Consider the following 22884-nt stretch of genomic DNA (forward strand, 5'->3'; position numbering starts at 1 on the left):
ACTCAGTACCGGTAGGCCCGGATCACCGTCAGCGCGGCGGTGTTGCCGTCGCTGTCGCGTACCGAGCCGCGCAGGGACACGTAGCCGTGCCCGGCGGGGTGCCGGACCAGGGCCAGGCCGGCCGCGTACGGGACGCGGATCCAGCTGAGCCCGTCGTCGACGGAGACTTCGACGGTCGCCTCACGCAGTGCGCCGACCCGGGCGCCGGGCGCGGGCGTCACCTGCACCGGCATCAGCAGATCCCGGCTCGTGGCGGTGTTCTGCTCGTCCAGGCGCGGGGCGAACCGGATCGCCCACAGGGGCAGGACCCGGCTGGGGGCGTACGCCGAACGGAACTCCCACGTCGCCGTGATGTCCGACGACAACGCGTACGGGATGCCCCGGGTGCTTTGGGCGACCAGGCGGTAGCGCGAGTCGACCGCCGGGACGGTGAACGAGCCGTATCCGCCCCACTCCTCCCGCCCGGCCTCGACGCCGTCGCGATACAGCACCGTTGAGCCGTTTTCCCCACTGTCGCCGGGATGTCCCGCGCCGTCGGCGTACATCGGCAGGTCGACCGTGATCGTGTCGCCGGACCGGATCACTCCCGAATGCAAGGTGACCTCCGGGCCGGGCAGCGACGGCGAGGCGACCGCGCCGTTGAACGTCTCCGTGCTCGCCGACCCGCCCCGGTACGCCGTCCACGCGCCCGTCGTGACGGTGCAGCCGAAGCATTCGCCCCAGCTCTCATAGACCCGCGTACGCCACTGCGTCGGTCCGTCGCCGTTGAAGTGCCGCACGATCGTGCCCGGCACGGGTGCGGCGTACGCGACCGCCGCCGCGTGCGTCTCCTGGCCGGGCAGCCGGCTGACGGCGTACCAATCGGCCGTCATCGCCGGGTCGTTGCCGCCGGCGAAGGTGGTGGTGACCGTCGCCAGCTCGGCGGGCTGCACCGCCCGCTGATAGCCGGAGATCAGGTGGCCGTCCTGGTTGTAGCGCACCGCGTACACGTCGTGGCCTGAGCTGGTTCGCCACTGTCCGCTGATCGACGAGGCGAAGCCGGCGACGTCGTCGCCCAGCTGCGCGGTGTACAGCGAGTCCCAGCTGCCGGTGAACAATCCGCCCTCGGTCATGAGCCCGGCGGCGTTGGTGAAGGTGTAGTGCGCGGAGGCCATCACCAGCCCGGCGGTGGCGTCGGGCACGGTCAGCGAACTGGGCTTGGCCGTACGCGCGTCGAGCACCACCGTGGTGTCCCCGGTGACCTCCAAGCGCGGCTGCACCAGCTCGGCCGCCTTCAACGCGGTCCGATCACCGTTGGTGACGATCCCGTCGAGCAGGTACGCACCGGCCGGGACCTCGATCGTCGCCGGCCCTCGGGAGGTCACGTCGTAGTAGGTGGAGAAGTCCTCGGACAGCAACGCGGTCTGGTAGTCCGTCGCCGGCTGCCCATCGAATCCGATGTGGACGAACGTGACCTGATAGGTCGCCGTCGCCGTCGCCGTCAGCTTCGACGCAGCGGCTTTCGCACCGGGCAGCGTGAACGTCGCCGGGGAGTCCAGCGCGTCGGCCGCCGCCACGCGTACGCGCCCGCCCGCGACCCGCGTCACGAACGGGACCTTGTCGCGCCCAGGTCCCGGGTCGACGACCGGCGCGCCGCCGACCATCGTCACGCGGTCCCCGGTCGGCAGCCGCGTAGCCGTCGCGTCGGCTGCGGCCTGCACCGGTTCGCCGGTCGCCCGGCTCGGCAGCGGCCCGGCGATCAGCAGCGCGATCGTGCCGAGGACGCTCAGCACTCGTCTCATGATGACTCCGTTTCTTTCTCGGTAGGTCATCCAGAGATGTGCGGGCGCCGCCGATTCTTACCGGCCCGTCCTTATTCCGTTGTCGGGTCGATCTCACCGCCGAGCGTCGGCGAGCAGAGCGGCATCAGCCCAGCATCAGCGGCGTCCGAGGTGATGCGGTGCGCGCATCGTCTCACCATAATGAGGGCGTGAGCGACGGGTGGCCCGAGCGGCTGATCGAGGAGTACGGGCCGGCGTGGCATCCAGGACCCTTCGAACGAGGCACCGACGGCCCCCGCGTCATCGTCGCCGGCGTCGACGGATCGTCGACCGGCCTGCGCGCCGGGGCGTACGCCGGTGGCCTGGCCCGTCGGCAGCGATCCCGCCTGGTAGTGGTCTACGTCGCCACCCCGTCGGTGTGGACGGCGATGGCCGCCAGCGCCGCCGCGGCGCAGGAGCAGTTGTTCGACGACCAGATCCAGGAACTGCGTACGCAGATCCGGGACCGGGCCGCCGAGTTCGGCATCTCCACGACGTTCATGGTCCGCCGGGGCGACGCCTTCGCCGAGTTGCGGGACGCCGCCGTCGAGCTGCGCGCCGACATGGTCGTGGTCGGCGCGTCCGAGCAGGCCGGACATCGGTTCATCGGGTCGGTCGCCGCCCGGCTCGTCCGAGCTGGGCGCTGGCCGGTGACCGTCGTTCCGTAGTCCGGCCCGCTCGATCAGACGCTGAGCAGTTCGGCCACCGCCTCCGTCGTCTCGCCGTACGCGCCGAGCAGGTCGGCGACCGGCGAACCGGCGTCCAGGACACCCCACGAACCGGTGACGCCCAGCAGTGCGGCGACCGCGTCCGTCGGCTCGGGATGCTCGGCCAGCAGCCGCGCGACCGGTCCGCCGGAGACCACCACGCCCGCCGGGGCGACCGCGTCGGGCGACCACGGCGGCGTCCAGCTGTCCAACTCCGGCAGACTGCCCGGGAAGGTCCGGCCCGCCTCCCGGACGAGGACCGGGACCAGCTCCGGGGCCTGCTCCTTCAGCGTCTTGATCAGCTGCGGCAGCCACGGCAGCAGCACCGGGTCGGGCAGCTGCGCGAAGGCCTTCGACAGGATCTCGACGACGAACGAGGTGAGCCCCGGCACCGGCACCAGCGCCTGGAGGAACCCGCTGACGTACTGCGGCATCGCGGGCAGCACCATCGGGTTGCCGAGCAGCTCGTCGACCCGCTCCCGCAACCGCGCCAGCGGCAGCAGACCCAGCTGATGGTGCGCCGCCCACAGCAGCGCCACCTTCGCCGGGGCCTCCGGGTGCGACTGCTGGACCGAGATCTCCAGCTGCGCCCGGTCACACCCCAGCGACAGGGCCAGGTTCTCCATCCCGAACAGGAAGCCCAGCATCGCCGCCACCTGGCGTACGCCGGTCTCGTCCTCCACGAACGCCGTCGGCAACAGCGTGCAGTAGTGGGCGTACCCGGTCTTGACGAAGTCCTCGCACCAGCCGGGCAGCCCGCCGCGATCCCCCGACCGGTAGTACGCGAGCAGCCGGCGGATGCGCTGCAACACCTCCGGAGCCTCGTCGACCGTACGCTCGGCGGCCAGCAGTTCGACCGCCCGCGCGCCGAGTTCGTCGGTGAACCGGCGGCTGCGCAGATAGAGCAGCGAGTCCTCGACCGCGGTCAAGGCGCCGGCCGCCGTCGCCGACGGCGCCCAGACCTCCCGCCGCAGCCGCTGCTCGAGCACCTGCTCGACGGTGATCCCCTCGTAGCCCAGCTCGATGAGATATCGCTGGCTGCGCCCGATCGCGAGGTCCCAGCTCTCCTGAATGGACTTACGGCCCAGCGTCCGCTCGCCCATGATCGGGCGGACGACGTCGGGCGGCATCAGCCGCCGCAGCACCCACAGCAGATCCGAACACGGCACCAGTTCGGGCTGAGCCTTCAGGTCCAGCAACGCCCGCTGGATGGTGCGCGCCTCCACGTTCACCTTGAGCGGTTCGAGCCGGTCGTAGACGTCGCGGGCCAACGGCGGCAACGCGTCGTAGCCGACCTGCCCGATCCGGTCGCCGCCGAGCATGATCTCGCACAGCCGGCGGACGTCCCGGCGACCCGGCACGGCCTCCTTTTCGATGCAGGTCACCGCGGCGTCGGCGAAGTCGTAGGGCGTCGGCCGGGCCCGGTTGCGCATCCCGGCCAGCAGGATCGACGTCTCGAACACCGCGATCGCGTCGGCCGTGCTGGCCAGGTAGCCGTGCCGGCGGGCCAGCCGCACGATCTCCACCGACCAGCCCAGCAGCTCCGCCTCGTCCAGGCCGTCCAGCCGCGGCGGGCTGGCCAGGAACTTCGTGAGCTTGTCCGTCACCGGCTCGGCGACGGCCGCCGGCGGTGCCGCCGTCGTCTTGGCGGCGGCCCGTTTGCGCGTACCCGTCTGGCCTTGGAGCTGGAACGGCTTGACGCCGGTCCGCGTGAGGGACTTGGCCCAGGTGGCGGCCGCGATCGAGACCGAGCCCGAGGCGAGCCCGAACTGGGCCTCGATCGCCGAGTGACTGGACGGGATGAGCCCGTAGAGCCACTTGGTGGCCGACCGCGGGCTGATCTCCCAATCCGAACCGGTCAGCCCGAACTCGGGCACGTGACTGGCCGCGTGGAACGCGCCGCACACATACATCGCCTGCGACGGGTCCACTCCGGACGAAGCGAGGTGCTCGCGCATCCGCGTCCACATGTAGCGTTCGCGGTCCTCGTCCACGGTGACCCGGCTCGGGTCGCCCGGAGCCAGCCGCCGGAACAGGCTGCCGATGAGGACCATGACCTGGCGGTACGTGGCGTAGTCCGCGCCGGTCGAACCGAGCGGCTGCTCGACGTACTGGTCCCACCACTCCGACCAGTGCCGCACCTTGCCGTGGTGCAGCAGGTACGCCTCCAGCTGGCCGAACCGGGGCCGCAGGTCGCCGATCTCCACGCCGACCGCGTCGCCGTGCAGATCCTTGCCCTCGGCGTCGTCCTCGGAGTCGGCGTCGCCGTCCTGCGCCGCCGTCTCCTCCGCCCGCGGCGACCACTGGAACACGTGGTCGGTCGACCGGTCCACACAGACCAGTTCGACCCCTGGCGTGTCCAGGGCGTACGCGATCGCCTGGTATTCGGCCGAGGCCTCGGTGATCGGCGCGACCACGCTCAGCGGCGACCAGTCCGGCGGGAAGCCGTCCACCTCGGAGGCGAACGCCTGCACCGCGACCGGCAGCTTGCAGTTGCGCAGCTCGTCCAGCAGCGGCCGCAGATCCTCGCAGAGTTCGAGGTAGACGACCTGCGGTCGCTTCTCCCGCAGCCGGCGGGCCATCGCCAGCGCCGAGGCCGGCGAGTGATGGCAGACCGGGAAGATCTCCAGCGGCTCCCGCAACGCCCGGTCGACGTCGGTGACGATGCCGGCCAGGATGCCGTCGAGGTCGCCCGGGCCGCCCGCGAACTCCGCCGCCGCCTCCAGCAGCTGGTCCCTCAGGGGATCGAAGGCGGTCATGACAGGGTGGCGATCGCCTCACGGCCGCCGGCGAGGAACTCCGGCCACTCGCCGCCGTCGGCCTTGCTGCGCGGCTCCACCACGCCGTGCCAGTACTTGTTGAGGATGGCCAGATCCTCCGGGCTGCGCCGGGCCAGCGACCCGACCAGCGAACCGGCCAGCGTGTGCGCCTTCAGCTGGGCGTCGCCGAAGAACTGGCTGTGCAGGATGGCGTCCTCCAGCACACCGATCTGCTCGGCGGTCGACAACGCCGACTCCAGCTTCTCGTCGTCGCTGGTCGCCGAGGCCGCCGCGGTACGCAGGTCGGCGAAGCTCTGCAGCAGGATGTCCAGCAGCGTCGGCGGCACGTCCAGCTCGATCTGGTGCCGCTTGAGCAGCTCGACGGTGCGGAAGCGGACGATCTCCGCCTCGCTCTTCTTGTTCGTCACGACCGGGATGCGCACGAAGTTGAAGCGCCGCTTGAGGGCCGACGACAAGTCGTTGACGCCCCGGTCCCGGCTGTTGGCGGTGGCGATGATCGAGAAGCCGGGCTTGGCGAAGACGATGTTGTCGTCGTCCAGCTCGGGGATCGACACGTACTTCTCCGACAGGATCGAGATCAGCGCGTCCTGCACGTCGCTGGTCGACCGGGTCAGCTCCTCGAACCGGCCGACCACGCCCTGCTCCATGGCGGTCATGATGGGCGACGGGATCAGCGAGTCCCGCGACTGGCCCCGCGCGATCACCATCGCGACGTTCCACGAGTACTTGATGTGGTCCTCGGTGGTGCCGGCGGTGCCCTGCACGACCAGCGTCGAGTTGCGGCAGATCGCCGCGGACAGCAGCTCGGCCAGCCAGCTCTTGCCGGTGCCCGGGTCGCCGATCAGCAGCAGGCCCCGGTCCGACGCGAGCGTCACGATGGCGCGCTCGACGAAACTGCGGTCGCCGAACCACTTCTGCGGGATCTCCCGGTCGATGCCGTCGGCCCGTTCCGAGCCCAGCACGAACATCCGGACCATCCGCGGGCTCAGCCGCCAGGTGAAGGGCTTGGCACCGGTGTCGATCGACTCCAGGTAGTCCAGTTCCTCGGCGTACTTCACCTCGGCGGGAGCGCGCAGCAGGTTTTCGGTCATCAGCGTTTTCTCCTAAGCGAGGAAGTTCTTGAGCTCGGTGACGAGTTTGCGGATGTGCCCGGAGATCACCGGGGTGCCCTGATCCTTGAGCTTCTGCCGGAACCAGGGGTTGACGCTGGCCTGGCCGCCGCTGTTGACCGAGCCGACCGGAATCAGCTTGGCCCCCGAGCGGTGCACGGCCTGCAGACCGTTGAAGACGGCCTGGTCCTGCGACTCGTAGAAGTCGGAGATCCAGACGAGCACGGTGTTACGCGGGTCGGCGACCTTCGGCCGGGCCAGGTCCAAAGCGACCGTGCCGTCGGTGCCACCGCCGAGATTGGTACGCAGCAACACCTCGAACGGGTCCTGCACCCACGGGGTCAGGTCCAGCGCCCGCGTGTCGTACGCGATCAGGTGCACGTCGACCTTGGGCAGCCCGGCGAAGATCGACGCCAGGATCGTGCAGTTGACCATGGCGTCGACCATGGACCCGGACTGGTCGACCACCACGATCAGCCGTGCCGGGGTGGTGCGCTTGGCGGTCTGCCGGTAGAACAGCTTGTCGACGTAGAGCCGCTCGTCCTCCGGGTTCCAGTTGGTCAGGTTCTTCCAGATGGTGCGTTCGAGGTCGAGGTTGCGGTACACCCGCTTCGGCGGCACCGACCGGTCCAGCGTCCCGGTGCTGGTCTGCTGCACCTGCGTACGCAGAACCTCGGCGACCTCGTCCACGAACCGCCGGATGAGCGCCTTGGCGTTGGCCAGCGCCACCCCGGACAGGTTGTCCTTGTCCCGCAGCAGTTGCTCGATCAGCGACATGCTCGGGGTGAGCTGCTTGGCCAGCTTCGGATCGGCCAGCACCTCCCGCAGCTGCATCCGCTTGACCAGGTCGCCTTCGACCCCGGCGAGCACCCCGGCCAGCTCGCCGGCGGCGCCCGGCCGCGACCGCAGCTGCCCCGGCTCGCAGCCCATCGCCTTCTCGAACCAGCCCGCGTCGGACTGCCACTGGGCCAACTGCGTCGCGGAGACGTTGCCCGACCCGGTGGCGAAGACGTTGAGCAGCACCTTCGACACCAGCGCGGCCCGGCGTACCTGGGCTTCGCCGGTGGGCGCCTCGTCCTCCGGGGGCACCATGAGGCCCTCGAACTCGGCGGCCAGCTCCGGGAACCGCTGCACCACGGTGTCGACGGCGACCGACGGGTCGAGCAGGGCCGCGGGCAACCCCGCCGCCTGCACCGTCGCCATGCTCGCCGACTCCAGCGCGGGCTGTTCCTCGCCGCCGTCGAAGATGCGGGCGAGCAGCCGCCAGTAGAGCACTTGGCGGCGAGCATCCAATTCGGTCATTTACGCAGCAGCCTTCCCGCGCGCTCGCGCAGTACGCCCACCGCGTCCCCAGCCGCGGCCTCCGCCTTGGCCTCCTTGGGGTCGGACGGTCCCATCGCCCAGTCGCCGCTGTACGCCGTGACGGGCTTCTTCTTCACCGTCGCCTCTACCGCCAGCGGCTGCACCAGCCACCGCCCGGCGTCCCAGCGCAGCAGGCCGATCATCGCCGACGCCCCGGCCGCCATCTCGGCCGTGATCGGACCGGCCGAGCTGATCCGATCGATGTCGACGGTCAGCGGACCGTCCGCGGCCAGCTGGTGCGCCTCGAGGAACACCGGCTCGGCCGGGCGGACGGGATGCCGGTCCAGCGGCGGCACCGCGGCGGCCACCGCCTGCACGAGCTGCACCCGCGCGGTCGCGAGCGGATCGGCCGGCGCACCCGCCGCCGCGCACGCCTCGTCCCACAGCAGGTCGCCCGAACCGAGCAGCGTCATGCCGGTCAGGTCGAGACTGCGCCGCTCGGCGAGCGCGGCCAGCAACTGCGGATAACCACGCAGCAGCCGCCACACGGCCGCGCCGCTGATCGTGTCGACCTTCGCGGCGCTGACCGAGATCCGCACCAGCTTCAGCGCGCCACCGGCCTCCAGCAGACCGTGCACCTGCGCCTGCACCGCGGTCGGGTGCTCGTGCAGGTCGACGCCCAGCGGCAGGAACCGCCCGGTCACCGGCTGCCCGGCCGTCGACGCCGGGAATCCCGGCTGAGCCAGCAGCATCGCCCGGGACCAGAGGTCGGCCCAGCGACGCACCGGCAACTGCGGCAGCGTCAGGATCGGGCTCGACGCGCGCAGTTCGGCGGCGAAACCGTCGAGCAGCACGGCGAGGCGACGCGTACGCGGTTCGGCCAGCAGTGCTTCGATCAGCGGGTCGGCCGTGCCGACGAGGTCTTCGGTGACTCCTCGCCAGCCCGCCACCGCCAGCTCGACCAGCCAGGTGCGTACGCCGCTGAGCAGGTTCTCCGCGACCGAGTCCGCCGCCGGCGGCGCCTGCCACGGCTCCCGCTGCCGGCCGATGGCGCTGTCGAGCCCGGTATGCAGCGCGTCGTGCACCGCTCCGAGCAGCGCCAGCCGGCCACCCGCCAACGCCGCGAGATACTCGTCGCCGGGCGAACCGGCCACGACCTTCGCCGCCGCGTCGGCCAGCCGCTCACCGAGCGGGGTCGCGCCGAACGCGCCGGCCAACCCGGTCAGCGCCGCCTGCCGCGACTCGGTCAACCGGCCGAAGCCGTGCGTGAGCGCCTCGTCGAAGGCGGTCACCGTCTCCATGGTCTCCGCGACGCCCGCAGGCGTCTGCGCCAGCCATTCCACCAACATCAGCGCCCCGCCTTCGCCGACGGCAACCGGGTCGCCGGGAACCAGTGCAGCTCCGGCAGCGGCTCGACCGCCCCCGGAAGCTCCAGATAGGACAGGTGCCGCAGGAACCGGGCGAACACCCCGGCGGCCGGCGAGCGCTCCAGCTTCCAATGGGTCAGCCCGATCAGGTCACGACCGCGCAGGTCCGCGCCGTCGGCGTCGAGGCGCAGGTAGCGGGCGACCTGCTCGGAACCGAACTGCACGACGGCCTCGTCCATCAGCGAGTCGAGGTGCTTGCAGGTGTAATCACCGTAGAGGCCGCCGCACGGCCGGTTGTTGTTGGTCGAGCAACTGAACGTGTGGTCGCCCGCGGTGTATTGCGAGACGTAGACCCGCTCGATGTCCGATCCCGACGAGACGACCCCTTGCAATCGACCCTCGGCCAGCTCCACGAAGGGCACCTTCGCGAGTTTTCGCGGCCGGGCCGGCGGCACCACCACTGCGGTGCTACGGGCTTCCCAGTCCGGTATCGGCGACACAGGTGGCTGCACGCCATCGACCTCCCCAGGCGAAACGCGCGCGCCACTGTGGACGCCCGCGGAACGGATGATCCGTGAACGCGACAGTTCTACAGCACGCCACCGACAATCCCTCCCCCGGGTTTAGTGGCTCTCTGGCGGATCGTCGTCCACCTCGTCCAGCGCCGCCTGCTCGCGCAACACGATGTCGTGCAGCGGCGCCTCCGGGCCGCCGAACGCCTGCCCGCGCGCCTCCCCGTCCGGGCTGCCGCTGAAGACCCGCGCGTCCTCCTCCGGCGCGGGCTCCGGCGGCACGGTCGGCACGATCGCCGGGGTGGCGGCCACCCAGGCCCACTCCCGCCGCGCGTCGATCCAGGCCGCCTCCGTCCTGGTACGCGCGAAGGCCGACGGCTGCTGGTCGCGTACCCAGGAGACCAGGTGCTCCCGGACGAGGCAGCGCAGGTCCCACAACGACGGGGCGTCGCGGGCGCTGCACAGGGCCCGCAGCCGCACCCGGCCCTCGATGGCGTCGGTGACCTGCAGGACGCACACCCGCCCGTCCCACAGGTCGCTGGTCTCCAGCAGCCGCCGCAACTCGTCGCGGATCGGCTGCACGTGCACGGCCCAGTCGACGTCGAACTCGACCGAGCCGAGGATCTCCGACCGCGTACGCGTCCAGTTCTGGAACGGCTTGGTGGTGAAGTACGACGTGGGCATCACGAGCCGGCGGTCGTCCCAGATCTGCAGCACGACATGGCTCAGCGTGATCTCCTCGACGCGCGCCCACTCGTTCTCGACCACGATCACGTCGTCGATCCGGATGGCCTCGCTGAAGGCCAGTTGCAGCCCGGCGATCACGTTGCCCAGTACGCTCTGCGCCGCCAGGGCGGCGATGATGCCGATGATGCCGGCCGAGGCGAGCAGGCTGGCCCCGATGGTGCGTACCGCGGGGAAGGTCATCAGCACCACGCCGACGGCCAGCAGCACGATCGCGGCGATGGTGACCCGGCGGACCACCACGATCTGCGTGCGGATGCGGCGGGCCGCCCGGTTGTCGGGCACGTCGATGCGGTATCGCGCCTCGGCGGCGTCCTCCAGCGCCAGCAGGACCATCGCGACCAGCCAGGCGGCGGAGACGATCAGGGCGATGCCCATCGCGTGCAGCACCCCGTGTTTGAGCTCGAAACTCTGGCGGGAGACGAGGACGACGGCTCGGACGGCGAAGATCACCGCGAAGACCTGGAACGCCCGATGAGCGTGGTCGGCCAGTTCGGCCATGATCGGCGAGCGGCGCCCGGCCCGGCGGATCGCCCGATGGATGATCTCCACGACGACGAGCGCGGCCACGGCCGCGCTGAGGGCCGCGATCGACAACGGCACCGCGTCACTCCCTTCACCGGCACCTTTGAAGATCCCATATATTCCGGCGCGGCCGTCCTTAAACCCTCAGGCGGTCAGAAGTCGTAGCACCAAGGCGGCCACGGCCAGCAGGAGCAGGACGATCGGCGGGCCGATGTGGGCGAGATCATGGAAGCGCACGTGCGCCCCGACCGCCAGCCCGAAGTAGAGGATCAGGCCGACTCCGGCGGCGATCCCGAGCGGCGCCCAGATCAGTCCGGCCAGCGCACCGGCGGCCCCGGCGATCAGGATCGCCGCGAGCAGGTTGAGCCGTCGCTCCGGTACGCCCACCCGGGCGTAGCTCGCGACGACGGACGGCTCGTGACTGAGTTTTCGGATCGCCGCGTACGCCAGCAGAGCCGCGAGAGCTGCGGTGACGGCGATGGTTGCTGCGAACACGCCCTCCAATCTATACGCTTGTACAAATTCACGCAACGGATAGAGTGTGCCCGTGCCACAGCACAGCAATCGAGGCGAGCTGATCGACGGCGTCCTGCGCTGCCTGGAACGGCTGCCCTGGGACAAGGTCACCGCGCGGGAGATCGCCGCCGAGTCCGGGGCCAACCTGGCCTCGATCACCTATCACTTCGGGTCCAAGGACGCCCTGATGACCGCAGCCGTCGTCGAAGGGCTCGACCGCTGGCTGGCCGAGATCGCGGCGGCACTGGGCGACCTGGCCGGGCACGATCCGGCGATCCGGTTCCGGCGCACGGCCGAGGCGATCGCGACGACCCGACGGCGACACGAGGGGCTGGCCAGGATGTTCGTCGGTGCGCTGGCCCGGTCCCAGCACGACGACCGCGTCCGCGGGCTGCTGACCGAGGGGTTCCGCCGCTCCCGGGCCGACGTGGCGCGGGTGCTCGGCCTGGGCACGGACGCACTCGGCGAGGACGCCGGCGGAGTGGCGCTGGCCTTGTTCGACGGGCTGCTCCTCCAGGCGCTGCTGGACCCCGGGCTGGCCATCGACGGCGATCGGCTCGTCGCGGCGGAGGCCCGGCTGCGCGACCGCCTGCCGGTTTAGGGTCGGTCATGCGCGACCTGCGGCGACTGCCCAAGGCGAATCTGCATCTGCACCTGACCGGCGCCATGCGCCCGGCCACCCTCGCCGAGCTGGCCGCGCGGGCCGGGCTGCGCCTGCCGCCCCCGCTTCCGGACGGCGTGACCCATGGGTGGGAGGCCTTCCAGGAGCGGTACGACATCGCCCGCTCCGCTGTGCGTACCGCTGAGGACGTCTCGCGCGTGATCCACGAGACGATCACCGACAGCGAGCGCGACGGCGCGGGGTGGGTGGAGATCCAGATCGATCCCAGCTCGTACGCGCGGCGCCTGGGCGGCGAGGCGGTGGTCGTGGAGACCGCGCTGGCCGCCGCGGCCGGGCGGGCCGGGATCGTGCTGGCGTCGAGCTGGGCCGGGACGCCGCAGACCGCCGCCCGGATCGCCCGGCTGGCCGCGCGGTACCAGTCGCACGGTGTCGTAGGCTTCGGACTGTCCAATGACGAACGCCGAGGGCGGGTCGCGGACTTCGCCGAGGCGTTCCGGGTCGCCGCCGACGCCGGGCTCCTCGCGGTGCCGCACGCGGGGTTCTACGAGGCGGCCTGGCACGTACGCGAGTGCGTCGAGCGGCTGGGCGCGAGCCGGATCGGCCACGGGCTGACGGCGGCCGCCGACCCGGCCACGCTGGCCCTGCTGGCCGAGCGGAGCGTGACGCTGGAGGTGTGCCCGACGTCGTACCCGCCGCTCGGGGTGGGCGACCTGGCGACGCTGCCGATCGCCCGGCTGATCGAGGCGGGCGTGCCGGTGGCGCTGGGCACCGACGATCCGCTGCTGTTCGGCGCGGACCTGAGCACCCAGTACGCCATCGCCCGCCGGCTCGGCCTCGACGACGCCACGCTCGCGCTGCTCGCCCGGCAGTCGATCGCCGCCTCCGCCGCCCCCACCCCGGTACGCACCCAGCTGCTCACCGACGTCGACAGCTGGCTGTCGTCATAGCAGTTCGCTGCAGATCACGGTTACGCATGTGATCTTGGGCGGGGGAAGCCTGGGTAACCGTGATCTGCACGGAAACCATGGACGGCTCAGCGGGGGTGGAGGCCGTCCAGGAGTAGGTCGAGCAGGCGTCCGGCCTGCTCCCGCTGGGCCGGCTCCCCGGCGATCATGGTGACCCCGCCGAGTCCGGCGAAGACGTCTTCGACGGCGACGTCGGATCGCAGCGTGCCGTCGGCCACCCCGGCGGTCAGCAGCGTGGACAGCGCCGCCAGCAACTTCGCCCGGCTGTGCTCGTACGGGTTGCCACCGGACGCGATGACCGCCTTGAGCGCGTCGGCCATGCCCCGTTTGGTGGTCATGTAGTCGACGAAGTGATCCATCCAGTCCCGCAAGGCGTCCGCGGGCGTCCGCTCAGTCAGCAGCTCGGGCGCGGATTCGCAGAGTTTCTCCAGCTCATTGCGGTACGCCGCCTCGACGAGCGCCTCTCGCGTGGGAAAGTGCCGGTAGAGCGTGCCGATGCCGACGCCGGCCTGCTTGGCGATGGAGTCGAGCGTCACATCGCCGCCGTCGGGGCCGGTGAACGCGTCGACGGCCACGGTCAGCAGCCGGTCGCGGTTGCGCTGGGCGTCTGCGCGCATCGGATCCCCTGGCAACCGGAGGGTCCTCCGGTTAGAGTCGGCAACGTAACGGAGGAACCTCCGCTTAGTGCGAGTGTAGCGGGATGGAGCAGAACATGAGCACCAGGATCACCACACCGTTCGGTGCGACGTCGACCGCCGCCGAGGTCGTCGCGGGCGTCGACCTCGGCGGCCGCCGCGCGATCGTCACCGGTGGCGCCTCGGGCATCGGCGTCGAGACCGCGCGAGCGCTGGCCGGTGCGGGCGCCGAGGTCACCCTGGCCGTCCGCGACCTGGCGGCCGGAACGCGTACGGCTGAGGACATCGTCGCGTCGACCGGCAACAAGCACATCCACGTGGCCCACCTCGACCTGGCCGATCCCGCGTCGGCCACCGCGTTCGCCGCCGCCTGGGAAGGGCCGCTGCACCTGCTGGTGAACAACGCCGGCGTGATGGCTTCGCCGCTGACGCGTACGCCGCACGGCTGGGAACTGCAGTTCGCCACGAACCACCTCGGCCACTTCGCGCTGACCACCGGACTGCACCGGGCACTGGCCGCCGCCGGTGGCGCCCGGGTCGTCTCGGTCAGCTCGGCCGGTCACCTCAACTCGCCGGTCGTGTTCGACGACATCCACTTCGAGCGGCGCCCCTACGACCCGTGGCAGGCGTACGGGCAGTCCAAGACGGCCAACATAACATCCTGTTCGCGCTGGAGCTGACCGGCCGCTGGGCCGACGACGGGATCTACGCCAACTCGCTGATGCCCGGAGCGATCCGGACCAACCTGCAGCGCCACGTCACCGAGGAGGACCTCATGGCGATGCGGGCCCGCAGCGGCGGGACCGGAGCGATGCAGTGGAAGACCACCGAGCAGGGTGCGGCCACGTCCGTGCTGCTCGCGGCCTCGCCACTGCTCGACGGGATCGGCGGGCGTTACTTCGAGAACTGCACCGAGGCCGAGCCCAACCAGCCGGGCACGCGCGTCGGCGTGGCCGCGTACGCCCTCGACCCGGAGGCCGCGCAGCGGCTCTGGCAGGTGTCGGTCGACACCCTGAGCTGACCTGGCCCCGCCGAAGGATAAGGTCATTCCGCAGCATTTGCGGATGACGCGGGCGGGAGTGAGATGACTTCGGTGCAGGTGAGCGTAGCGGGTGGGCGATGCGACCTCTGCGGGGAGCGGCTCTGCCTCACCGCCCGGATCACGTCGGCGGGCCGTAGCGTCGGCCTGTGCCCCCGCTGCGACGCGGACAACCCGCACGGCGCGGAGCTGATCGCCTACTTCGCCACGCGGCCGGCGGTCGCCGCGCAGGACCGGGGCACCATCGCCGACCTGCTCGGCCGCTGGCTCGGCTCGCTCGATCAGCAGCGGGTCACCGCGCCGACGCCGTCGCTGGCCGAAGCCGCCGAGGCGTGGTGGTCGGGATACCAGAAGCGGGCCGCCCCGGACGAATCCGGAGCGGCCCGCTCAGCTGTGCAGGGTCAGACCGTCTGACTATGCGCGCGAGCGGAGCGCTGGCGAGCGGCTCTGCGTACGCGGGCGGACAGGCGGTTGCGCTGCGCCTCGGCCACGAGTTCCTGGTGGTGGAGCTTCGCGAGTTCGAGGACGGTCTGCGGCGAGGTGAACATTGTGGACTCCTTGTCGTGGTGCCAGGTCTTGCTTCTTCGTTCGACAAGGAATATGTTGCCTGAGTAAGGGGCATAGGCCATCAGGAGCGATTACCTATCTTGGCTGGCCCGGCCTACCTAGATCGGCTCACCGCGATCTAGGTATACCTACCGCCGTCAGCCGCGCCGGCCACGCCGCGCCCGCAGGTAGTCCGAGACTACGTATCGGCCCAGCTCCTCCGCCTCCGGGGTGAAGACCCGCCCGCCGTTGCGCCGCGCCACCGCGTCGACGAACCGCCGCAGCCCGGGATCCTCGCCCAGCATGAAGAAGTTCAGCGTGGCGCCCGAGCGGGTCAGACCGTCCACTTCGGCCACCGTCGCCTGCACCGTCTCGTGCATCGGCGGCCACGAGAACACCGCCTCGCCGTCGGTGTCCAGGTGCGCCGTCGGCTCGCCGTCGGTGATGATCAGGACCACCGGCTCGAACCCCGGATGGCGGTGCAGATGCCGCGCCGCCAGCCGCAGCGCGTGCTGCAGGTTGGTGCCCTGCACGAAGTCCGGCTCGACCGCCGCCAGCTCCTGCTGCGACAGCACCCCGGCCACCCGGCTGAACCCGACGATCTGCAGCGCGTCCTGCGGGAACCGCGTGGCCACCAGATGCGACAGCGCCAGCGCGGTCTGCTTCATCGGCCCCCACCGGCCGTCGGCCATCATCGAGAACGACAGGTCGACGCACAGCGCCACCGCCGCCGACGCCCGCCGCTCGGTCTCGGCCACCTCGAAGTCGTCCACCTGCAAGGTCACGGGGACGCCCGCGCCCCGACGGGTCACCGCCCGGGTCACCGTCCGCACCACGTCCAAGGGCTGTTCATCCCCGTACGCCCACAGCCGCGACGCCCCGGTCACCTCGCCCGCAGCGCCCGCGTCGCGCAGGTCGTGCTGGCCCCGCCGGCCTTCGGCCAGATCGGCGAACACGCGGCGCAACGCGGTGCCCCCGAGTCGCCGCAAAGCCTTGGGGCTCAACGTGAGCCCGTCGGCGCCCCGGGTGACCCAGCCCTGCCGGCGCAGTTCCCGCTCCAGCTCCCGCAGGCGGCGTACGTCGTCGGCGGCGGCGCGGCCCAGGTTCCGCTCGACCGCCTCGACGTCCACGTCGTCCAGGGTCGCCCCCGGATGCTCCTGGGCCAGCTGTTCGATCAGCTCGTCGAGGTCGGCGATCTCGCCGAGGGCGCCGGCCGCCTCGCCGTAGCCGAGCGGCTCCTGCCCGCGTACGCGAGACTGGCGGTCCCACGGCAGGTCGGGTCGCAGCGCCCGCAGGTTGGCCGTCAGCTCCGCCATCTGCCCGGACAGCCCGGAACCGGCCAGTGCCTGATCCATGAGCCCTGCCAGCTCGGCGCGTTGGCTCGCCGACAGCGACCGCATCAGCTGCTCCCCCGCGGCGGCCCGGCGGGCCAGCGCGTCGATCAGCTCCTCGACCGAACCGGGCTGCTCCGGGAAGAACTCCCCGTGCTCGCGCATGAACGCGGCGAACGCGTCCTGCGTGTCCTCGCCCCGGGCGTGCCGTCCGAGCAGGTCGTTGAGGTCGCTCATCATCCGGGCCAGCCGCTGCTGCGCCGCCGGATCGTTCGCGGTGGCGCCCAGCGCGTCGCGCAGGCCGCTGAAGCGCTGCTCCAGCACCTCCTGCCGCAGCCCGTCGAGGATCTGCTGATAGGTCTGCCGGGCCTGTTCGCTGGCCCACTCGTACCTGGACAGCTCCTCGACGGCCCGCGCGGTGGAGCGCGGCAGACTGTCCAAAATGGCCTCAGCGAACCGGGCCGCGTCGTCGTCGCGCCCGGCCAGCTCGTCCCGTTCGGCCGCCAGCGCCTGATCCAGCAGCGCCTGCGACCGGGTCACCGCCCCGTCGAGCGAACCGCGCCGCATCGCCTCCAGCCGCATCCGCCGGGCACGCGCCGACAGGTCGTCGAGCCCGCCACGCCCAGAGGGGCCGCGCCGCAGCAGGTCGCGCAGCGCCTCGCGCAGGCTGCCGCCGCTCAGCACGTCCGCGCCGACCTCGTCGACCGCCGCCCGCACGTCGTACGGCGGGGCCAGCGGATCGGGGCCGCCGCGCCACAGGCCGTAGCGGAACCGGTTGCCGCCCGCCTTGTTGCCGTCGGCCATGGTCAGCCGCGCCCGCGCTCGGCGCCCCGGTAGCGGGCGCGCCCGTCGTCGGTCAGATCCTTGGCCAGCCGCCGCGTCAGGTGCAGACCTTCGAGGACGAACTCGACCCCGGCGGCCGCCTCGCTACGCGACGGGCCGTCGCCCAGCCCCAGCCGTTCCAGCGCCTTGGCCAGCCCCGGCACCGTGCCGACCTGCCGCAGCAGATCGTCGGCCGCGACCAGGTCGCCGGTCTCGATCACGCCGCCCTCGGCGACCAGCGCGGTGAACCCGGACAGGTCGAGCCCGGCCAGGTGCGCCCGGAACGTCTCGGCGGTCGCCGCCCGCAGCAGGTGGGCGAGGATCTCGGACTCGCGTCCCTCCTCACCGCTCTCGAACTCGACCTTGCCGCGCAGCGTGCTGGTCACCGACACGGTGTCGCCGATGCGCGCCACCGGCTCGGCCTCGCCCAGCAGCCCGGCCCGGCGCAGCGCCGACGCGGCGACCGTCTCGGCCGCGGCGATCGCGAACCGGGCGGAGACCCCGGAGCGCTGGTCGACCGACGGCGACTCGCGGACGTTGCGGGCGAACCGTGCCAGCACCTCCAGCACGTGCTCGGGCACCGGCGCGACCAGGGCGGCCTCCTGCCGGATCAGGTCCAGCTCCAGCTCCAGGTCGATCGGGTAGTGCGTTCGGATCTCGGCGCCGAAGCGGTCCTTCAGCGGGGTGATGATCCGGCCCCGGTTGGTGTAGTCCTCGGGGTTCGCGCTGGCCACCAGGAACAGGTCCAGCGGCAGCCGCAGCTGGTAGCCGCGGATCTGCACGTCCCGCTCTTCGAGCACGTTCAGCAGCGACACCTGGATCCGCTCGGCCAGGTCGGGCAGCTCGTTCACGGCGAAGATGCCCCGATTGGTACGCGGCACGAGTCCGAAATGGATGGTCTCGGGGTCGCCGAGCGTACGCCCCTGCGCGATGCGGATCGGGTCGACGTCGCCGATCAGGTCGCCGACGCTGGTGTCCGGGGTGGCCAGCTTCTCGCCGTAGCGCTGCGACCGGTGCAGCCAGGTCACGCGCAGCGCGTCGCCGAACTCTTCGGCCAGCCGCACCGACCCGGGACTGATCGGATGCATCGGGTGCTCGTTCAGCTCGGAGCCGGCGATCACCGGCGTCCACTCGTCGAGCAGTTCGATCAGCGTACGGATGAGCCGGGTCTTGCCCTGGCCGCGCTCGCCGAGCAGCACCATGTCGTGCCCGGCCAGCAGCGCCCGCTCGACCTCGGGCAGCACGGTGTCGTCGTAGCCGACGATCCCCGGGAACCGCTGCTCACCCGAGCGCATCCGGGCCAGCAGGTTCTCCCGGAGCTCCTCCTTGACGGTGCGGTAGTGGTGGCCGGCGGCGCGCAGCTCGCCCAGCGTCCGCGGGAGACCTTCCGGTGTGTTCGTCACCGTTCGACGCTAGCGCGATCTTCAGCCGGCGGCGTTCGCTGAGCGCTTAACTGGTGAACGCCACGGTGAAATCCGAGTCGGCGTACGCGTCGGTGACGTTGTTGTAGCAGTTCACCGTCACCGCGTTCGACCCCCAGTACGCGGTCGCGCAGTACGTCGACGGGTCGCCCCGCGAGCCGCTCTGGGCGTACCCGTAGGGAATGGAAAGGCCGGGGAAGGTGACCCGGTAGCGGCCGACGGCGAGGTAGGTGATCGTGGGTGTGCCGCCGGTGTTCCAGAAGCCCGTCGCGTAGTACGAGGCGGGATCGCCCCAGGAGTGCCGGAAGTACGCGTTGCCGCGCGTGGTCATCGTCCCCAGGACGTTGACTCCACGCGAGTAGCTGATCGAGAAGCGCGTGTCGGCGGGGTTGCCGTTGGCGTCGACGCAGAAGACGCCGATCGGGGTGGGCGTCTCGTCGTTCTCGCCGTGGACCTCGCAGCGCACCGCCGTCGTCCCGTACGCGGTGATCTGGTAGTGCCCGTCGTCGTTGTCGGCCGGGTAGTGCGCGTCGACGGTCGGGATCTGCACCATGTACACGCCTTGCGACTGCCGCCATGCCAGCGGCGAACCGCCGGTGGAGTCGTAGGAGTACGCGGTGCTCGGCGTGTACGGCGTCGCGGAGTACGCGTCGTGCGCCCAGAAGTACGCGAAGGTCCCATACGCCGCGGTGCGGTTGGTGAAATGCGCGACGAAGTACGAGTCGGCCGGCACCCCGGCGGCGGTGAAGCAGCGGACGCTGAGGACCTCGTCGGCGCCGATCGCCAGCCAGCTCGCGAGCGTGCAGATCGCGGTGTTGCCCGAGCCGTACGGGCGGACCTGGGCGACTCCCCCGCCGACGGCCATCCCGGCGAACCGCACCGAGTAGACCCCGGCGGAACTACGGGTGATCGCGACCGTGCCGCCGGTGGAGTTGCGTTCGTACCCGCTGGCCGCGGTGTAGCTCGCCGACGACGGCTGGTACGCCCACACGTACCCGTCTACCTGGACCGCCGCCTGTGCGGCCGGGCTCACGAGCAGGACGGCGGCCGTCGAACCGACGGCGAGCGCGGAGGCGAGGAAGCGTCGCATGCCGATCATGCTCGGCCATTCGGCGTCGGCGGTCAGTCGCCTTCCCGACGCCCGCCGGTTCGATGCAGATCACGGGTACGCATGCTTCCTTGACCGACGGAAGCCTGCGTATCCGTGATCTGCAGCTGAACGGGTCAGGCCGAGGCGGCAACCGGTTGCGGCGTGGGCGCGGCACGAGGAGCGGGGACGGCGGGCACCAGGGCAGGGCGTCGCCGGGCGGCGATGTCCTCGATCCAGCCGACGGCCAGCACGGCCAACGCCGTCAGCGGCGCCCCGACCAGCAAGGACGCGATCTTCATCTCGGTCGTCAGCGGGGTGATCCCGGCGTACTGGAGCAGCGCGCCGGTCAAGAACAGCATTGGCAGCTGCCAGACGTAGATCGTGATCGCGCGCGCGTTGAACGCGCTGACCAGGCGCGCCAGTCTCGGGAACTTGTCCAGCCAGGCCAGCGTCGGCCGGGCACGCAACGCCAGCAGCACGAAGCCGGTGCCCCACAAGGTTTCCGCGATCGGGTCGGCGAACGGGAAGCCGCCCTGCCCCGCGCCCCAGAAGTAGCCCGCGACACCGAGTACGCCGGCCGCCGCCGCGCATATCCAGACCGGGATCCGGTCGAGCAGCCTGGTGTGCCGCGCGAAGCCGAGCATCCAGGCCGTGCCGTAGGAGGCCGTCGACCACATGACGTCGCCGACCCGGTTGACCGGCAGCGGGACCAGCGGCGAGTAGAGCAGGACCGCACCGGTCAGCGGCGCGACCAGGGTCTTGACCGGCCAGCGCTGGAAGAACCACCAGAAGATCGGCGACAGCAGGACGAACCAGATGTACGCCCGGATGTACCACAGGGCCAGCGTGAACGCCCCGCCCCAGGAACTGGCGGGCGGGTTGGCCAGCGGCAGCACCCAGTACAGCAGGTCCTGCCAGCGCAGCGGGTTGGTCGTGTCGTGCTGCCAGCCGTTGATCAGCATCAACGGGATCGCCACCGCCGCGAGCGCCCACAGCGGGGGCAGGGTCCGGCGCAGCCGGGAGCGTACGGTCGGGGCGGGTCCCTTGCGTTCGAGCGACGCCGCGGTCATCGCCCCGGCCAGCCCGAACATCACGAACATCGACGGGAACAACACCGCCAGCCAGCTGATCCACAGCGTGTGATGAAGAAACACCCGAGTGATCGCGACTGCACGCAGCGTGTCGACATATCGGCTGCGGGGGCGGGTGGTCTTGGTCTGGGGGTCCACGGCCTGCTCGTCACCGCTGCGATTCACAGTGCGTTGCCTCGCTTTGCTGATCCGCGTAGACCCCAGCCGGCCCGTCATGGCCGGCCTGATTTCCGGTCTACCCGTACCAGTAACCTACTCAAACCTTGAAGCGGACTCAAAGCCGCCTATCGCGTGTCTGTGCCGCGAACCAGGTTTTCCAGGTTCCCCCGTGTTTTCACAGCGAGAAGCGCAGGCTCACCGCCCCTCGCACGTCGAGCCAAGCGTCCGTCGGCGTACGCACCAGCCGCAGGACGATCTCGTCACATCCGGGGCAGCGGCCGACCAGGCCCGGGCCGTGATCATGGCCGTAGACGTGCAGGGCGGCGATCGGCCCGGTCAGCCCGCACGCGGCGCAGCGGCCCTCGACCGCGGTGACGTCGACCGCGAACAGCTCCCGCATCGGCCCGGCCAGTGAGCTGCCGTCAACGTAGTCAAGCATCGGTTCCTCCGAAGCGTTCGGTCTTGATCCGTGCCGGCTCGTGCCCGGCGTCGATCAGCAGGTCGGCCGCCGCTTCGACGAACCCGGTCGGCCCGCAGACGAACACGGCCGGTTCGAAGTCCGGCGGCCAGCCCCATTCGGCCAGGTCGGCGGCGGTCAACCGGCCCGGCGGGCGGCCGTGGCCGTCCGGTACGCGCCGCGTGTAGACGATCGTCACGTCGAGCCCGCGGTCCTCCAGGGCACGGCGGCGCAACTCGTCGGCATAGAGCACGTCTTCCGGCGTACGCGTGGAGTAGACGAGCCGGAACGGAACGCGGACCGAGGCCTGGGCGCGGGCTCTGATCATGGCCATGAGCGGGACCACCCCGGAGCCGCCGGCGACCAGCAGCACCGGCGCGGTGTCGGCGGGGCGCCACACGAACCAGCCGCCGACCGGGCCGCGCAGCTCGACCCGCATCCCGGGCTGGAGCACGTCGACCAGGTACGGCGACACCTCGCCGTCGGGTATGCGCTGCACCGTCAGCTCGACGAGATCGTGGTGATCGGTGAACGCCGACGCGATCGAGTAGCTGCGTTCGGTCGAGTAGCCGTCCTCGGCGGTCAGCCGCACGTCGACGTGCTGACCGGGCAGATGACCGGGCCAGCCGGGCACCTCGAAGATCAGCGAGTGCGCGCTGGACGTCTCGCCGCGCACCTCCCGCAGCTCGGCCGCGCGCCAGGTCAGTCGCCTTGATACCGCTGTTCGCGCCATGGGTCTCCGTAGTCGTGATACCCGGCCGTCTCCCAGAATCCGGGTTCGTCCTCCAGCAGCAGTTGCAGACCGCGCACCCACTTGGCCGACTTCCAGAAGTACAGATGCGGCACCACCAGCCGGGCCGGGCCGCCGTGCTCGGGAGCCAGCGGCTCGCCCTCGAACTCGTACGCGATCCACGCCTGCCCGTCGAGCAGGTCGTCCAGCGGCACGTTGGTGGTGTAGCCGCCGTAGCTGTGCGCGAGCGTGAAGTCGGCCGCCGTCTCGACGTCCTCCAGCAGCGTCTCGATCGCCACCCCGCGCCACTGCGTGCCCAGCTTCGACCACTTCGTGACGCAGTGGATGTCGACGGTGAAGTCCTCGGCGGGCAGCTGCTGCAACTGCGCCCACGACCAGGTGTGCCGTTCACCCGTCTCGGTGATCACCGCGAACTCCCACGAGTCGAGCGCGACGCGGGGCGTCGGCCCGGCCGAGAGCACGGGAAAGTCCTGGGTGAGGTACTGGCCGGGCGGCAGCTTCGGCCCGGACGTCTGGCGGCGGCCGGAGAATCCCGGCGACACGATGCCCACGTGCTAGTTCTACCACCGGCGCGCGGGGCGGCGGTGCGGTCTG

The 22884-nt window shown here is 71.2% G+C and carries 21 protein-coding genes and 1 pseudogene; 5 read left to right on the forward strand and 17 right to left on the reverse strand.

All coding sequences use genetic code 11. The annotated features are described in order from the left end of the window. Window positions 1-2 precede the first annotated feature (2 nt). Window positions 3-1781, reverse strand: coding sequence for a hypothetical protein (locus tag AB0M47_RS11580; protein ID WP_363411888.1), 1779 nt, complete (start codon window positions 1779-1781; stop codon window positions 3-5). A 188-nt stretch (window positions 1782-1969) separates the two neighbouring features. Here AB0M47_RS11580 and AB0M47_RS11585 point away from each other — a divergent pair, with 188 nt between their 5' ends. After that, window positions 1970-2467 (forward strand): universal stress protein, encoded by a 498-nt coding sequence (locus tag AB0M47_RS11585; protein ID WP_253761859.1) that lies wholly within the window; start codon window positions 1970-1972, stop codon window positions 2465-2467. A gap of 14 nt (window positions 2468-2481) precedes the next feature. Here AB0M47_RS11585 and AB0M47_RS11590 read toward each other — a convergent pair whose 3' ends face one another. From AB0M47_RS11590 to AB0M47_RS11620, 7 genes are all read right to left on the reverse strand, one after another. After that, window positions 2482-5265, reverse strand: coding sequence for a DUF5682 family protein (locus AB0M47_RS11590; RefSeq protein WP_363411890.1), 2784 nt, complete (start codon window positions 5263-5265; stop codon window positions 2482-2484). Then, the gene (locus tag AB0M47_RS11595; RefSeq protein ID WP_363411892.1) at window positions 5262-6377 is read right to left on the reverse strand and encodes an AAA family ATPase; all 1116 of its coding nucleotides are present in this window, start codon (window positions 6375-6377) and stop codon (window positions 5262-5264) included. Before AB0M47_RS11595 ends, AB0M47_RS11590 begins: the two co-directional genes overlap by 4 nt. 12 nt (window positions 6378-6389) lie before the next feature. Beyond that, a complete protein-coding gene (locus AB0M47_RS11600) occupies window positions 6390-7697 on the reverse strand; it encodes a VWA domain-containing protein (protein WP_363411894.1) in 1308 nt (435 codons plus the stop codon). After that, window positions 7694-9046, reverse strand: a complete 1353-nt coding sequence (locus AB0M47_RS11605) for a hypothetical protein (protein WP_363411896.1) — start codon at window positions 9044-9046, stop codon at window positions 7694-7696. The genes AB0M47_RS11600 and AB0M47_RS11605 overlap by 4 nt, the downstream gene beginning before the upstream one ends. Continuing rightward, on the reverse strand, window positions 9046-9576 hold the full coding sequence (locus AB0M47_RS11610; protein WP_363411898.1) for a hypothetical protein: 531 nt from the start codon (window positions 9574-9576) through the stop codon (window positions 9046-9048). Before AB0M47_RS11610 ends, AB0M47_RS11605 begins: the two co-directional genes overlap by 1 nt. A 111-nt stretch (window positions 9577-9687) precedes the next feature. After that, the gene (locus AB0M47_RS11615; RefSeq protein WP_363411900.1) at window positions 9688-10923 is read right to left on the reverse strand and encodes a mechanosensitive ion channel domain-containing protein; all 1236 of its coding nucleotides are present in this window, start codon (window positions 10921-10923) and stop codon (window positions 9688-9690) included. 66 nt (window positions 10924-10989) lie between these two features. Beyond that, a complete protein-coding gene (locus AB0M47_RS11620) occupies window positions 10990-11340 on the reverse strand; it encodes a DoxX family protein (RefSeq protein WP_363411902.1) in 351 nt (116 codons plus the stop codon). A 52-nt stretch (window positions 11341-11392) separates the two neighbouring features. On the opposite strand from AB0M47_RS11620, the gene AB0M47_RS11625 reads away from it, so the two are divergent. Further along, the gene (locus AB0M47_RS11625; RefSeq protein ID WP_363411904.1) at window positions 11393-11962 is read left to right on the forward strand and encodes a TetR/AcrR family transcriptional regulator; all 570 of its coding nucleotides are present in this window, start codon (window positions 11393-11395) and stop codon (window positions 11960-11962) included. 8 nt (window positions 11963-11970) lie between these two features. Beyond that, the gene (gene add / locus AB0M47_RS11630; protein ID WP_363411906.1) at window positions 11971-12930 is read left to right on the forward strand and encodes an adenosine deaminase; all 960 of its coding nucleotides are present in this window, start codon (window positions 11971-11973) and stop codon (window positions 12928-12930) included. A gap of 86 nt (window positions 12931-13016) precedes the next feature. On the opposite strand, the gene AB0M47_RS11635 is transcribed toward add, so the two are convergent. After that, the gene (locus tag AB0M47_RS11635; RefSeq protein ID WP_363411908.1) at window positions 13017-13565 is read right to left on the reverse strand and encodes a TetR/AcrR family transcriptional regulator; all 549 of its coding nucleotides are present in this window, start codon (window positions 13563-13565) and stop codon (window positions 13017-13019) included. A 95-nt stretch (window positions 13566-13660) separates the two neighbouring features. Between AB0M47_RS11635 and AB0M47_RS11640 the strand changes: the two are divergent. Further along, window positions 13661-14604, forward strand: a pseudogene (locus AB0M47_RS11640) (SDR family NAD(P)-dependent oxidoreductase). A gap of 72 nt (window positions 14605-14676) precedes the next feature. After that, complete coding sequence (locus tag AB0M47_RS11645; RefSeq protein WP_363411910.1) at window positions 14677-15036, forward strand: DUF6300 family protein; 360 nt, start codon at window positions 14677-14679, stop codon at window positions 15034-15036. Here the strand turns inward: AB0M47_RS11645 and AB0M47_RS11650 are convergent. The 8 genes from AB0M47_RS11650 to AB0M47_RS11685 form a co-directional block, all read right to left on the reverse strand. Further along, window positions 15024-15170 (reverse strand): hypothetical protein, encoded by a 147-nt coding sequence (locus AB0M47_RS11650; protein WP_253761846.1) that lies wholly within the window; start codon window positions 15168-15170, stop codon window positions 15024-15026. The genes AB0M47_RS11645 and AB0M47_RS11650 overlap by 13 nt on opposite strands. A 156-nt stretch (window positions 15171-15326) precedes the next feature. Next, the gene (locus tag AB0M47_RS11655) at window positions 15327-17303 is read right to left on the reverse strand and encodes a hypothetical protein (protein WP_363411912.1); all 1977 of its coding nucleotides are present in this window, start codon (window positions 17301-17303) and stop codon (window positions 15327-15329) included. Window positions 17304-17305: 2 nt separating this feature from the next. Continuing rightward, the gene (locus AB0M47_RS11660) at window positions 17306-18724 is read right to left on the reverse strand and encodes a magnesium chelatase (RefSeq protein ID WP_363411914.1); all 1419 of its coding nucleotides are present in this window, start codon (window positions 18722-18724) and stop codon (window positions 17306-17308) included. Window positions 18725-18770: 46 nt separating this feature from the next. Next, complete coding sequence (locus AB0M47_RS11665) at window positions 18771-19832, reverse strand: hypothetical protein (RefSeq protein ID WP_363411916.1); 1062 nt, start codon at window positions 19830-19832, stop codon at window positions 18771-18773. A gap of 134 nt (window positions 19833-19966) precedes the next feature. Beyond that, window positions 19967-21088, reverse strand: a complete 1122-nt coding sequence (locus AB0M47_RS11670) for an acyltransferase (RefSeq protein WP_363411918.1) — start codon at window positions 21086-21088, stop codon at window positions 19967-19969. Window positions 21089-21257: 169 nt separating this feature from the next. After that, window positions 21258-21521, reverse strand: coding sequence for a DUF6510 family protein (locus tag AB0M47_RS11675; RefSeq protein WP_253761841.1), 264 nt, complete (start codon window positions 21519-21521; stop codon window positions 21258-21260). Further along, window positions 21514-22272: a ferredoxin reductase gene (locus AB0M47_RS11680; RefSeq protein WP_253761840.1), complete on the reverse strand. Its 759-nt coding sequence runs from the start codon at window positions 22270-22272 to the stop codon at window positions 21514-21516. The genes AB0M47_RS11675 and AB0M47_RS11680 overlap by 8 nt, the downstream gene beginning before the upstream one ends. After that, window positions 22242-22841 carry a sulfite oxidase-like oxidoreductase gene (locus AB0M47_RS11685; protein ID WP_363411921.1) on the reverse strand — a complete coding sequence of 200 codons (600 nt, stop codon included), beginning with the start codon at window positions 22839-22841 and terminating at the stop codon, window positions 22242-22244. The genes AB0M47_RS11680 and AB0M47_RS11685 overlap by 31 nt, the downstream gene beginning before the upstream one ends. Window positions 22842-22884: the final 43 nt, after the last annotated feature.

Source organism: Hamadaea sp. NPDC051192, assembly GCF_040682475.1.
GTDB lineage: Bacteria > Actinomycetota > Actinomycetes > Mycobacteriales > Micromonosporaceae > Hamadaea > Hamadaea flava.